This window comes from Terriglobus roseus (assembly GCF_900102185.1).
GTDB classification, from domain to species: Bacteria; Acidobacteriota; Terriglobia; order Terriglobales; family Acidobacteriaceae; genus Terriglobus; species Terriglobus roseus_A.
Genome location: NZ_LT629690.1, coordinates 1,724,020 through 1,735,983 on the forward strand (window position 1 = coordinate 1,724,020; position 11,964 = coordinate 1,735,983).

At 57.5% G+C, this 11,964-nt stretch carries 12 protein-coding genes; 6 read left to right on the top strand and 6 right to left on the bottom strand.

Annotated features, from left to right (window positions below):
- Window positions 1-5: 5 nt before the first annotated feature.
- Both BLT38_RS07365 and arsB read left to right on the top strand, forming a co-directional pair.
- Window positions 6-416, top strand: coding sequence for an ArsR/SmtB family transcription factor (locus BLT38_RS07365; RefSeq protein WP_083344590.1), 411 nt, complete (start codon window positions 6-8; stop codon window positions 414-416).
- Window positions 416-1,510: an ACR3 family arsenite efflux transporter gene (gene arsB, locus BLT38_RS07370; RefSeq protein ID WP_083344591.1), complete on the top strand. Its 1,095-nt coding sequence runs from the start codon at window positions 416-418 to the stop codon at window positions 1,508-1,510. Before BLT38_RS07365 ends, arsB begins: the two co-directional genes overlap by 1 nt.
- A 124-nt stretch (window positions 1,511-1,634) precedes the next feature.
- Here arsB and BLT38_RS07375 read toward each other — a convergent pair whose 3' ends face one another.
- Window positions 1,635-2,456 (bottom strand): oxidoreductase, encoded by an 822-nt coding sequence (locus tag BLT38_RS07375; RefSeq protein ID WP_083344592.1) that lies wholly within the window; start codon window positions 2,454-2,456, stop codon window positions 1,635-1,637.
- 109 nt (window positions 2,457-2,565) lie between these two features.
- On the opposite strand from BLT38_RS07375, the gene BLT38_RS07380 reads away from it, so the two are divergent.
- Window positions 2,566-2,961: a winged helix-turn-helix transcriptional regulator gene (locus BLT38_RS07380; protein WP_083344593.1), complete on the top strand. Its 396-nt coding sequence runs from the start codon at window positions 2,566-2,568 to the stop codon at window positions 2,959-2,961.
- Between the two features lie 141 nt (window positions 2,962-3,102).
- On the opposite strand, the gene BLT38_RS07385 is transcribed toward BLT38_RS07380, so the two are convergent.
- Window positions 3,103-4,917 (bottom strand): arylsulfatase, encoded by a 1,815-nt coding sequence (locus tag BLT38_RS07385; protein WP_197674948.1) that lies wholly within the window; start codon window positions 4,915-4,917, stop codon window positions 3,103-3,105.
- Between the two features lie 138 nt (window positions 4,918-5,055).
- On the opposite strand from BLT38_RS07385, the gene BLT38_RS07390 reads away from it, so the two are divergent.
- From BLT38_RS07390 to BLT38_RS07400, 3 genes are all read left to right on the top strand, one after another.
- Window positions 5,056-5,643: a TetR/AcrR family transcriptional regulator gene (locus BLT38_RS07390; RefSeq protein ID WP_083344594.1), complete on the top strand. Its 588-nt coding sequence runs from the start codon at window positions 5,056-5,058 to the stop codon at window positions 5,641-5,643.
- Between the two features lie 113 nt (window positions 5,644-5,756).
- Window positions 5,757-6,560: an SDR family NAD(P)-dependent oxidoreductase gene (locus BLT38_RS07395; RefSeq protein ID WP_083344595.1), complete on the top strand. Its 804-nt coding sequence runs from the start codon at window positions 5,757-5,759 to the stop codon at window positions 6,558-6,560.
- Window positions 6,561-6,634: 74 nt separating this feature from the next.
- On the top strand, window positions 6,635-6,931 hold the full coding sequence (locus tag BLT38_RS07400) for a putative quinol monooxygenase (RefSeq protein ID WP_083344596.1): 297 nt from the start codon (window positions 6,635-6,637) through the stop codon (window positions 6,929-6,931).
- 58 nt (window positions 6,932-6,989) lie between these two features.
- Here BLT38_RS07400 and BLT38_RS07405 read toward each other — a convergent pair whose 3' ends face one another.
- From BLT38_RS07405 to truA, 4 genes are all read right to left on the bottom strand, one after another.
- Window positions 6,990-8,645 carry a trypsin-like peptidase domain-containing protein gene (locus tag BLT38_RS07405; protein ID WP_083344597.1) on the bottom strand — a complete coding sequence of 552 codons (1,656 nt, stop codon included), beginning with the start codon at window positions 8,643-8,645 and terminating at the stop codon, window positions 6,990-6,992.
- A 104-nt stretch (window positions 8,646-8,749) separates the two neighbouring features.
- A complete protein-coding gene (locus BLT38_RS07410) occupies window positions 8,750-9,685 on the bottom strand; it encodes a DMT family transporter (protein ID WP_083344598.1) in 936 nt (311 codons plus the stop codon).
- Window positions 9,682-10,935 (bottom strand): M20/M25/M40 family metallo-hydrolase, encoded by a 1,254-nt coding sequence (locus tag BLT38_RS07415; protein ID WP_083344599.1) that lies wholly within the window; start codon window positions 10,933-10,935, stop codon window positions 9,682-9,684. Before BLT38_RS07415 ends, BLT38_RS07410 begins: the two co-directional genes overlap by 4 nt.
- Entirely contained in the window at window positions 10,932-11,786 is an 855-nt protein-coding gene (truA, locus tag BLT38_RS07420; RefSeq protein WP_083344600.1) for a tRNA pseudouridine(38-40) synthase TruA, read from the bottom strand. Before truA ends, BLT38_RS07415 begins: the two co-directional genes overlap by 4 nt.
- Between the last annotated feature and the right edge of the window lie 178 nt (window positions 11,787-11,964).

The following is an 11,964-nucleotide window of genomic DNA, read 5'->3' on the forward strand; positions in this document are numbered from 1 at the left end:
AAAGCATGGCTCGTAAAGCGGAATTCGACATGGAGCAGTTTTTTCAAGCGCTAGGCGATAGGACACGTCTGCGATTGCTCAACCTGATGGGGGAGCAGGAAGTCTGCGTCTGCTACTTCGTGGAAATTCTTGATGCGCCACAGCCAAAGATTTCGCGGCATCTTGCTTATCTTCGCAAGGCTGGAATTGTTTCAGCGCGACGCGAAGGTAAGTGGATGCACTATCGCATTGTGATGCCTGCGCATATTGGTGCGACACAGATTCTTAAGCAGACACTTGCTTCGTTAAAAGAAGAGAAGACGATGCAGGTGGATAAAGCGCGACTGAGTAAGGCCTGCTGCTCTCCGGCGAAGTACGCACTGGATGGAGCGCCAATCCCTGCGTCAATTTCTGAGCCGTGCTGCGAGACCTGCTAATGGCCACCGCCTCCTTTACCAATGGCCAGATCTGCGCTCCTGCAGTGCGCAAGCGACTTTCGTTTCTGGACCGTTTCCTAACGCTATGGATTTTTCTTGCGATGGCGATTGGCGTTGCAATCGGTCACTTCATGCCGTCGTCTGCGGCTTTCGTGAATCGTTTCCAGAGCGGAACGACAAACATTCCAATCGCCATTGGACTCATCGTGATGATGTTTCCGCCGCTGGCAAAGGTGCGCTACGAAAAACTTGGTGAGGTGTTTCTTAACAAGCGCGTGCTTGGTCTTTCGCTGGTGCAGAACTGGTTGATTGGGCCGGTGCTGATGTTTCTGCTTGCCATTCTTTTTCTACGTGGCGAACCGGCTTACATGCGTGGCTTAATTCTGATTGGGATTGCGCGCTGCATTGCGATGGTGCTTGTGCGGAACGAGCTGGCAGAGGGCGATACAGATTATGTCGCTGGGCTTGTCGCCATCAACAGCGTCTTTCAGGTGCTGTTTTATAGCGTGTATGCGTGGATGTTTCTGACGGTTTTGCCGAAGTGGTTCGGGCTGACTGGAAGCGTTGTTTCGATTGGCATTGCCGATATTGCGAAGAGTGTTGGACTGTATCTTGGTGTGCCATTTGTTGCGGGATTTGTGACACGCTTTGTGCTGATACGAGCGAAAGGTGAGGAGTGGTATAGGACTCGCTTTGTGCCGCGCATCAGTCCGCTCACGCTTGTGGCGCTGCTGTTCACCATCCTTGTGATGTTCTCGCTTAAGGGTGACTTGATTGTGCGGCTTCCGCTGGATGTGGTGAGGATTGCGATTCCGCTGGTGATCTACTTCCTCATCATGTTTCTTGTCAGCTTCTTCATGGGCAAGCAGCTTGGGGCGGACTATGCACAATCTGCTACGTTGTCGTTCACTGCGGCAGGCAACAACTTTGAGTTGGCGATTGCTGTTGCTGTAGCTGTCTTTGGTTTGAACTCAGGTGAGGCATTTGTTGGTGTGGTTGGGCCGCTTATCGAGGTGCCCGCGCTGATGGGGTTGGTGAAGGTGGCCTTCTGGCTGAGAGGCAGACTGTTTACCGGCCTTGATGGAAAACTATAAAGACGAAATCGGGTGTTAGGTAGGCTAGTCGATTTCTTTATGGCCAAAAAAAACCGGTGTTTCTACGTGCGCAGGAACACCGGTCCCTCCCTTGTTGTTTCATGTTTTGAAAATCTAATTTGGCTTATTGCATGGTTTTCATGAGCACCCAATCCATCATTCGATCCGGGAGGAGCCACTTCAAAAACAGGATGGGACCTGCCATATAACCTCCGTGATAGCGCGCGCTTGGCCGCTTGCTCTTGAGTGCCTTCAGCAGAAGATCGGTGATGACCTGGGGCGGGGGCATTGTGCGTTTCAGAATCGGTGAGTTCATCATCACCTTCACCAGCGGACCATATGCGCCCTGGCCTGAATACTGTTCCGCCGAGCCGAATGCGATGGGGCCCCATTCCGTCTCTATGCCTCCCGGTTCGATCACGACGACATCGATGCCGAACTGCCGGACTTCCATGCGGAGAGTGTCGGAATATCCTTCCAGCGCGTGCTTCGACGCGTAATACCAGCCACCTAATGGTCCCGCAAACTTTCCGCCAATCGTTGAGATGTTCACGATCCTGCCGGACTTCTGCGCGCGCATGTGTGGCAGCACAAGTTGTGTAAGACGAGCTACGCCGATCAGATTGACTTCCATCTGCCGTCTGGCCACATCCATTGGCACGTCTTCCAACGCACCCATCTGCCCGTAACCTGCGTTGTTGACGAGAACGTCAATGCGTCCTTCGTCGCGAATGATGCGGTCTATGGCAGTGGTCATCGCTGCGTCGTCTGTGACATCCATCTCAAGAGCAACACCGCCGGCGGATTCGATGTCGGCCATTCTTTCCACTCTTCTAGCCGCGCCATACACCTTGTAACCGTTCTGAAGAAGCTGCAGTGCAAAGTCCTTACCAATACCCGAGGATGCCCCTGTTACGAGAACGACAGGTTTCTCTTTACCGCTCATTCTTTGCTCCTAACTGGCAGACTGGAACCGCCATGTTGCGAGTATGCTGTGGTCAGTATCAAATGGCAATAAGGCACCTTTTTGGCTGATACTTACCTTGAGGTAACTAATGGCGATTGATTGGGAATATGCGAATGCGGCCTGCGAAAAATTAGGACCGGAGAGGGACTCGGTTGCGCGAGAGGTCGTTAACCAGATGGCCGAGAAATGGACATTGTGGACGATGGCCGTGCTTGCAGAAGCTGACGCACCGATGCGATTTTCTCGCGTCATGGAAAGAGTTGAAGGTGTAAGCCAGAAGTCGCTTACAAAGACACTGCGTCAGCTTGAACGAGATGGGCTGGTAACGCGCGTTGTATTTCCCGAGGTGCCGCCGCGGGTGGAATACACCATTAGTCCGTTGGGCATTGCGATGCTGGAGCAGGTTCACCCGCTCTGGATGTGGACTGTCAAGAATCTGGATAAGTTCGAGAAGGCAAGACGTCAGTACGACAAGAAGAGATAAGAAAGAGAGTTAGCAGAAGTACCGTGCCAACTCTCTTTCTCCTGATTTGCGGGGCTCGGGGGGTAGTTCTTTCTCCCAAGAACCGCCCGTGTTTATTCGTGTGATCCGGCAAATGCCGTCTGCATTTCGTGCAATTTGGTTTCATCGGCAGGGCTTAAGTTCATGGGGCCCAGCTCGATGTCGACTCGGTTGATTTTGCCAGTGAAGGGGTAGGGTGTATTTGGCAGCTTCAACCCACCACAGATCCTGCAGTTGGCGAAGCTTTTCAGGGTATTTCTTGGCGAGGTCGTTTGCCTGTGAGAAGTCCTCATCGAGCTTGTAGAGTTCCCATTGCGCTGTATCGGGATCCCAGTTTGGACGATTCGATTCCCAGGGGACAAAGGAAGGCGAGGATGCCATCCAGCCGTCGTGATAAAGACCGCGGTTGCATGCGATCTCAAAGTATTGCGTCTTATGACGGCTTGGGGCTTTGGCGTCTTCAAAGGTGAAGGCAAAGCTGACACCTTCGATTGGCTTTTGCACCACACCATTCAGCTCGCGTGGTGCGGTGATTCCGCAGACCTCATACAGCGTGGGCACGATGTCGATAACGTGTGTGAATTGCGAGCGCACACCGCCTTTGTCCTTGATGCGGTCGGGCCAGGAGATGATCATGGGGTTGCGTGTGCCACCAAAGTGGCTCGCTACCTGCTTGGTCCACTGGAATGGCGCGTTCATGGCGTGCGCCCATCCTGCGGGGAAGTGATTGAAGTGCTTTGGGCCACCGAGCTCGTCAATGACCTTGATATTGTCCTGCCATTTTTCTGAGAAGCCATTGAAGAACAGGTTTTCGCAGAGTGAGCCATCGAGGCCGCCTTCTGCGCTCGACCCGTTATCGCCTGCGATGTAGATGATGATGGTGTTGTCGCTGCCGGGAAGTGCTTTTACGGCGTCGACGATGCGGCCGAGTTCGTAGTCACACTGTGCGCCGTAACCAGCGAAGACCTCCATCATGCGTGCGTAGAGGCATTTCTGATCGGCGTTGAGAGAGCTCCATGCTGGCAGGCCTCTGGAGCGTTCGGTGAGTTTGGTGTCTTTGGGGACGACGCCGAGTTTCTTTTGGCGTTCGAGCGTTTGTTCGCGGTATTTATCCCAGCCCTCATCGAACTTGCCCTTGAACTTATCGATCCATTCTTTCGGAGCGTGGTGCGGAGCGTGAGTGGCGCCGGGCGCGACGTAGAGGAAGAAGGGACGGCTTGGTGCAATGCTTGTGGCCTGTCGGACCCAAGCGATGGACTTATCCGCGATGTCTACGGTGAGGTGATAGTCGGGATCCGTGGAGCGAGGAACGAGATTGCGATTCTCGTACAGGATGGGGTCCCAGTGATTCATGTCGCCCGCGTTGAAGCCGTAGAAGTAATCGAAGCCGTGACCGTTGGCCCAGCGATCAAATGGCCCGGCGGCGCTGGTGTCCCATGGCGGCGTGTTGTGATTCTTGCCAATCCATGCGGTCATATAGCCGTTCTGGCGCAGGACTTCACCGATGGTGCCGCAGCTCTTTGGCAGGATGCAGGTGTAACCGTCGTAGCCGGTGGCAATCTCAGTGATGCCGGCGAATGCTGCGTCGTGATGATTGCGGCCAGTGATGATTGACGCGCGCGTGGGGCTGCAGAGAGCCGTGGTGTGGAAGCAGTTGTAGCGCAGACCTTCACCTGCGAGGCGATCCATGGTGGGCGAGGGGATGCCGCCGCCGAAGGTACTGAACTCACCGAAGCCGCAATCGTCAATCAAGATGAGAAGGATGTTGGGCGCGCCTTCGGGAGCTTGTACAGGCTTGGGGAATTTGGCTGGATCGGAATCGAGATACGTGCGGCCAATTTCGCCGGGGAAATGAAAGTCAGGACGAGGAAGGATGTTGGGTGTACCTGCAGCACCCGCTTCAGGAGCTGCACTTGCTGTGATCTTCGATTTCGCCATTGGGTTTCCGTCCCTTCACGGAAACGCTAGTGCGTCGAATTTCTACGAACAACTGATGGTTTTTACAGGCGGCCGCCTGATTCAAGGAATGTGGAGTCTAGGAAGAATCCGAGGGGTGGGTAGACTAGTCTATTCTTTATGGCCAGCAGAACCACACGCGAGAATTTGATTGAAGTCGGTCTGGAGTTGGTGCGTTCGGCGGGGTATTCCGCTACGGGAATCAACCAGATACTTGAGGTTGCCAAGATTCCGAAGGGGTCGTTCTATCACCACTTCTCGACGAAAGACGAGTTTGTGATGGAGGTGATCCGGCGCTATGCGACCGGTGAGCTGGATCGTCTGGAACGCAATCTGGATGATTCGACACGCTCGCCGATGAAAAAGCTGCGTCGTTATTTCAAGGACCTGATGGCGACCTATGGGCGGCGCGGTGGGCCGATTGCAGGATGCCTTCTGGGCAATTTGAGCCTTGAGATTGGCGGACAGAATGCCGAGATCCGGAGCCTGCTGAGCACGATCTTCGATGCCTGGCAGAACGCCTTGGCGAAGACGCTGCGGGACGCGATTGCTGCAGGCGAACTGCCCAAGACGGCGAAGGCAGATGATCTGGCTGCGCTGCTGGTGAATGGATGGGAGGGCGCGCAGGTGAGGGCAAAGGCTGACCAGAGTGATAAGCCCCTGGAGTTGTTCTTCGACAACACTTTTAACGTTCTGCTGAAAGGCTGAAGTTTTTCATATTTTGCGAGAGAAAAGATTTTCTGAATCAAAGAACAGACTGGTCTAATCAATTCAAATGTGACCGGGATTACGGCCAACTTAACGAACAAGAGGTGAATGAAATGTCTTCCGCAAACTCCAAAGGTGCAGTCGTGATTACCGGTGCATCGGGCGGTATTGGTGCTGTTTATGCTGATCGTTTTGCAAAGCGCGGATATGATCTGTTGCTGATTGCGCGTGATGGGGAGCGCCTTAACAACGTTGCCGACACGGTGTCGAAGCAGAATGGCGTGAAGGTCGAGACGCTGGTTGCGGACCTTACTGATAAGCCTTCTTTGCTTGCAGTTGAAGCGAGACTTAAGGCCGACAAGAATGTGTCGATTCTTGTGAACAATGCGGGCTTTGGTGGCACGAAGTCTCTTGTCGACTCGGACGTGGATGAACTTGAGAACATGATCTTCCTGAATGTGACGGCGCTTACTCGCCTGACGTCTGCAGTGCTGCCTAACCTGATTGCGAAGAAGGCCGGTGCGGTGATCAATGTTTCGTCTGTTGTGGCAGTGAATCCTGACGCGCTGAACGGTACCTACAGCGGATCGAAGGCCTATGTGTTGAACTTCACGCAGTCGCTTTTCAATACGCTGAAGGATGCGGGTGTACAGGTGCAGGCGGTTCTGCCGGGCGCCACGAGAACAGACTTCTGGGATCGCGCTGGTCTGGCGGTACACAATCTGCCGGAAAAGAATGTGATGAGTGCCGAAGATTGCGTTGATGCATCGCTGGTCGCGTTTGACGAGAAGGAACTGGTTACGATTCCAGCGTTGCCGGATGTTGAGGTATGGAACCGCTATGAGCAGGCGCGCCTGGCGCTGTATCCGTTCCTGTCGAGCAAGGACGCGGCTCCTCGCTACACGACGAAGTTCTAATCGCAAGGCAAACGAGAGCTGCTGAAGCTCTCGTTTTGCCTCTACTGGTGTTGTGATGGAAAAGGGTGAATGTCATGAAGGATGGAAAGCTGTATCTGCTTGCGGAGTTTTCGGTAAAGCCTGAGGTGCTGGAAGAGACCAAGAATATCTTTTCTACGCTTCTGCCTATCGTGCTGAAGGAGCCGGGATGTGAGGCGATGTATACGACCTCGATTGAGGGTGCCCCGAACAAGCTGGTGTTCTTTGAGATCTTCTCGTCGGAGGAGGCACACAGGTTCCATATGGCTCAGCCGTACACGCAGAAGTTGGGTGCGGATCTGGAAGGAAAGCTGCTGGAACCGATGAAGATTACGAAGCTGAATTCCTTCTAAGTTGGCATAAGAAAAGCCGGGCTGATTAGCCCGGCTTTCTTTTGTTGCTGATTGCTTCTTACGGCAACTTTCCACCGACGAAGCTGCTGCCGTTGCGGCTGTTGACCGGACGCACTACGAAGACCACGTCATCGCCCGAGCGGAGCTTGGAGATGGTGGATTCGAACTCGGGCAGAGTCGGGGTGGCGTGACGGTTGACTTCGGTGATGATGTCGCCCTTTTGCAGCGGCAGGTCATCGGCGAAGGTGCCGGGCTTGATGTTGGTGATCATCACGCCGCCGGAGATCTTGAGACGGCTGAGGATCTCGGCAGGAACGGCGCTAACCGACATACCGAACTTGTCCTGAGCGACGTTGGACTTGGGCGGTGTGTTCGGGCTGCTGTCGTCGTCGGAGTCGTCTCCGTTCATGGCGGCGGTGGTTTGAGCACGGTCGCCGATGGTGACGGTTACGTTGCTTTCCTTGCCATCGCGCAAGTAGGTGAGGCGAGCGGTTGAGCCGGGGCGACGGGGCGAGACGTTGGAGACGAGATCGTCGCCGTCCTTAACCGGTGTGCCGTCGATGGCGGTGATGACGTCCTGTGGCTTGATGCCAGCCTTGGCTGCCGGGCCACCGGGGGTGACGGTGGAAACCAGAACGCCGCCCTTGGCGAAGCCGTAGATACGGCTGACCGCGGAGGAGATACCGGGCTGGAAGCTGATGCCGATGGAGCCGCGAACGACCTTATGCTCTGGCGAGATGAGGTTGTTGTAGACGTTGATGACAGTGTTCGACGGGACGGCGAAGCCAACGCCCACGGAACCCATGGACTGGGTGTAAATGGCCGTGTTCACGCCGACGACGGAGCCGGACATGTCGAGCAGCGGGCCGCCGGAGTTGCCGGGGTTGATGGCTGCGTCGGTCTGGATAAACTTCTGGAACTGGCTGCCTGCGCCCGAGGGATCGACACGGTTCTTGGCGGAGACGATGCCCGCTGTGACGGTCTGCGAGAGCGAGAAGGGGCTGCCGATGGCGAGAACCCAGTCGCCGACCTGTGCGCCGTCGGAGTTGCCGAGCTTCACGGTGGGCAGTGAGCCCGGGACGTCGATCTTGATGACGGCGATGTCCGTTTCCTTGTCGACGCCGATGACGCGGGCCGGGTGGCCGGGGTCGTTTTCGGGATCGGTGGTCAGCTTGACGTAGATGCGGTCGGCTTTGTCGACAACGTGGTTGTTCGTGACGATGTAGCCGTGCGGGTCAACGATGAAGCCGGAGCCGAGTGCGTGGCGTTCGCCGCCTGCTGGGCCGCCCTGATCGTCGTCATCATCTCCGTCGCCGCCCTGGCCATTGCCGCCGAAGAAACGGTTGAAGAAGTCCTGCATGTCGTTCTGCTGCTGGTCGTCATCGCCCTGACCCTGACCCGGTGCGCGGCGACCACCGCGACGGGCGCGCGGATTGGTGACCTGCTTGGGCAGCGATTCGGTGTTGATATTGACGACCGCAGGGCCCACTTCCTTGGCGATCTTGGTGAACTGATTCGGCTCCGCGACCATGCCGGGAACCTTGAGCGGCGTTGCGTCGGAGGTGTCGTTCTTCTTCTGCTGCATTGCGCCGTGAACGGTGCCGGTCATCACTGAGCCAGCGATGACGCCGGCTGAGAGGGTTCCGAGCAGCACGAACGACGTCGCAAGACGATTGTTGCGAATCCGTTCTGAAAAGGTCTGGTTCGATGCCATGAAAGGGTATTCCTCGTTCTTCCTTGGAGCGTACGTGTCGCGAGATGCGGCACCTCAGCGGATTAGACGCCTCCGCACTGAAATTGTATGCGTGGAAAGGGGTGTTATGCAGCGTTGGCTTCGGGTTGCTCAGAGACTGGTTGTGATGACAGCAATTCGCTGGCGATGAGACTGATGAGAATGAGCGCCGCGCCGAGACCGGAGCGAAGGGTGAGTCGCTCTCCGAAAAACAACAAAGCTGTCAGGAGAGCGAAGGCGGGTTCGAGTGCGAGGAGCAGAGCCGTGTGGCTGGCCTGCAGGTATTGCTGTGCCCATGTCTGGACATAGAACGCTGCCGCTGTTCCGACCAGAGCGCAGAGCAGCATGGCGAAGATGAGGTATCCGCTGATGTCTATGCGGGGTGTTTCTACCAGAGGCATTGCGAGCGCGAGAAAAAGAGCTGCGAAGCCGATTTGGAGGGTTGCGAGTTGGGACGCGGGGATTTGTCGGGCTAAGTGCGACAGCGACAGCAGATGCGCGGCGAATGCGATGGCGCAGAGGAAGCTGAGGAGGTCGCCCAGGTGAAGTCCGTGAGTGAATTCGCTTAGCGGCAGATTGGCAGGTGTGGTGAGTAGGACGATGCCTGCAAATGCTCCGGCGGCTCCAAAGAGGGGCACGATTCCGGGGCGGGGTGCGCCGGGCGGACGGAGTTTGGGGACGATGCAGAAGAGCGGCACAAGAACAACGACTAGCCCTGTGAGAAAGGCGCAGCGAGGTGCTGTGGTGGTTTGCAGGCCGGTGGTTTGCAGGGCGTAGCCGAGGGCGAGGAAGAGTCCAGCGACAGCACCTGCGCGGATGGCCGAACGGGAGAGGTTTCGCAGATGGCGGAGATGGACGACTGCTAACGCGATACATGCGAGCGTCATACGCAGGGTGTTGAAGAGTAAGGGCGAACAGTCGCGCAGGGCGTTCTGCACCACGCTGAAGGTGGCTCCCCAGACGAGAACGATGGCGAGCAGGAAGGCGTGAGCCAGGAGGGATTGGCGGCGCGTGACGATCATGAACGCTCGTCGCATTCGGCGGCGTTTATGCCGGCGTAGCCGCAGAGGTCGAGCAGAACGAGAAGGACGCGGCGGAGGGCGAGATCACGTCCCCGGGTGTCATGCCATTCATTGGTGGTGTGCACGCCCCCAGCGAGGCCACCGGCGCCGATGGCGACAGCTTCGCGGCCGAGGGAGAGCGGGATGTTGGCATCGGTGGAGCCGAGGCGTTCTTCGGTGCGAAGGCGCAGATGGCGGTCGGCGGCGTGGATGCTGGCGAGTAGACGCGAATTAGGCGCGAGTTCTCCCGCGGGACGGTCGCCGATGAGGGTGATGGTTGCTTTCAGGGTTTCGCGGTGAGAGCGCGGGATGGCGAGCATGGCGTCTTCGACGGCGCGGTAGAGACGGACTTCCAGCGAGAGGATCTGGTTGGCGTCGGTGGAGCGGATGTCGAAGGTGGCGGAGGCGGATTGAGGGACGGAGGTGACCGATGTGCCTCCCCGGATTTCGCCGATGTTGAGCGTCGTTCTCGGTCGCGAGGGGAGTTTCAGTGCGGCGAGTTCGCTGATGGCCTGCGCGAGGATGACGATGGGGTTGGGCAGAGCGGAGTCAGTCCATGCGTGGCCGCCGGGGCCGGTGATTTCGACACGGAAGCGTCGGCTGCCGAGGGCTCGGGTGACGACGGTTTCATTGCCTGCGCCTTCGAGTGCGAGCGAGCCGCAGATGCGTGATGCGAAGGGTGACCCTTTGAAGAGATGACGCATGCCGCGGAGGTCGCCCTCGGCTTCTTCGCCGGTGTTGGCGGCGAAGAGGATGTTGGCGGCGGGGTCGATTTCCGCGTGGCGCATGGCGGCGGCGATGGCGAGAAGTGCGGCCAGGCCTGCGCCGTTGTCAGAGATTCCAGGGCCGATGAGGAGCGATTCGTCTTCGCGGATGTCGAGTTCGGTTTCGGCTGCGAAGACGGTGTCGAGATGCGCGGATAGCAACACGACGGGGGATGTGCCGTCGTCTTCGTGAAGAAGGCCGAGCGCGTTACCTGCTGCGTCGATGTGGACGTTGGCGAGGCCGAGTTCATTCATGCGGTCGACAAACCATGCAGCGCGTGTGGCTTCACCGAAGGGCGGCGCGGGGATGGCAACGCATTCCTTCTGCCACGCGCGGAGGCGTGGTTCATGCAGATGGAACCAGCCGAAGGCGCGATGGACGGAGCGGTCCTGAGCGATCTGAGCGATGCGGGCGAGCGGGAGGAGTTCGCGGTCACGAAGAATCATGCGGAGGCCTCCTCTGTCGTTGGATGGTCGCGATAGACCACCTGCATCATGTGCAGCCCCTGTGGGGGTGCGGTGGCTCCGGCGGCGTCGCGTTTCTTTGCGGTCAGGATAGCGGGAATGCTGTCGGCGGGGATGCGGCTGGCGCCGATTTCAACGCAAGTGCCCACGATGTTGCGGACCATGTGATGGAGGAAGCCGGTGCCGGTGACTCGGTAGACGAACAGGTCGTTGTGGAGGAGCCATTCGGAGGCAAAGATGGTGCGGATGTTGTTCAGTGGTTCGCCGGATTCCTCGGCTCGGCGTTTGCGATCGGGGTCGCGGGCGGCGAAGGAAGAGAAGTCGTGTGTGCCGATGAGTGCGGCTGCGGCTTGTTGCATGAGCTCCAGGTTTAAGGGCCAGCGGCAGTCCCATGCGTAACGCGCAATGTGTGGCAGGCAGATGCGTTCTTCGCGGCTGCCGGGAGTGCGGCGGGGGAAGATGCGGTACTCGTAGGTCTTGTTGAGGACGTTGGCGCGGGCGTGGAAGTCTTCCGAAACGGATTCGCAGGTGAGAATGCGGATGGCGGAGGGAAGTCGACGATTTAATGCGCGGTGGAGGCGATCTGCAGGAATGTCCGCTTTTAACGTGAGCGAAACAGTCTGGCCCGAGGCGTGGACGCCGGTGTCGGTGCGTCCGGAGCCCTGCGGGAGGGTTTCTTCGCCGATGGTTTCGCGAAGGACTTCCGCGAGGGTACCTTGGATGGTTCGCAGGTCGGGCTGGATCTGCCATCCGAAAAAATCCGTGCCATCGTACGCCAGCGTGAGCCGGAAGGTGTGTATTGCGGCTTCTGGCTGGGTCGTGGGATCGGGCATGGCGAGAGGTCCGCGGGAACATTGCGGATGTTTCGAACGTACCATGCACGACTATGCCGTGCGGCATGGCCGGTGGTTGGTATACTTTGACTTCCGAAGGGAACACGGGCGTACAGGTGGCCTGCGAACGGGTTCAGCCAGCAATCCAATGGATTGAACTGTGCTGATAACCGGCCGC

Bases quoted from the DNA above. Each gene is read 5' to 3' on its own strand.
- BLT38_RS07365 (WP_083344590.1), top strand. From the start codon at position 6: ATGGCTCGTAAAGCGGAATTCGACATGGAGCAGTTTTTTCAAGCGCTA.
- BLT38_RS07410 (WP_083344598.1), bottom strand. From the start codon at position 9,685: ATGATCGTCACGCGCCGCCAATCCCTCCTGGCTCACGCCTTCCTGCTC.
- arsB (WP_083344591.1), top strand. From the start codon at position 416: ATGGCCACCGCCTCCTTTACCAATGGCCAGATCTGCGCTCCTGCAGTG.
- BLT38_RS07380 (WP_083344593.1), top strand. From the start codon at position 2,566: ATGGCGATTGATTGGGAATATGCGAATGCGGCCTGCGAAAAATTAGGA.
- BLT38_RS07390 (WP_083344594.1), top strand. From the start codon at position 5,056: ATGGCCAGCAGAACCACACGCGAGAATTTGATTGAAGTCGGTCTGGAG.
- BLT38_RS07415 (WP_083344599.1), bottom strand. From the start codon at position 10,935: ATGATTCTTCGTGACCGCGAACTCCTCCCGCTCGCCCGCATCGCTCAG.
- truA (WP_083344600.1), bottom strand. From the start codon at position 11,786: ATGCCCGATCCCACGACCCAGCCAGAAGCCGCAATACACACCTTCCGG.
- BLT38_RS07405 (WP_083344597.1), bottom strand. From the start codon at position 8,645: ATGGCATCGAACCAGACCTTTTCAGAACGGATTCGCAACAATCGTCTT.
- BLT38_RS07385 (WP_197674948.1), bottom strand. From the start codon at position 4,917: ATGGCGAAATCGAAGATCACAGCAAGTGCAGCTCCTGAAGCGGGTGCT.
- BLT38_RS07395 (WP_083344595.1), top strand. From the start codon at position 5,757: ATGTCTTCCGCAAACTCCAAAGGTGCAGTCGTGATTACCGGTGCATCG.
- BLT38_RS07375 (WP_083344592.1), bottom strand. From the start codon at position 2,456: ATGAGCGGTAAAGAGAAACCTGTCGTTCTCGTAACAGGGGCATCCTCG.
- BLT38_RS07400 (WP_083344596.1), top strand. From the start codon at position 6,635: ATGAAGGATGGAAAGCTGTATCTGCTTGCGGAGTTTTCGGTAAAGCCT.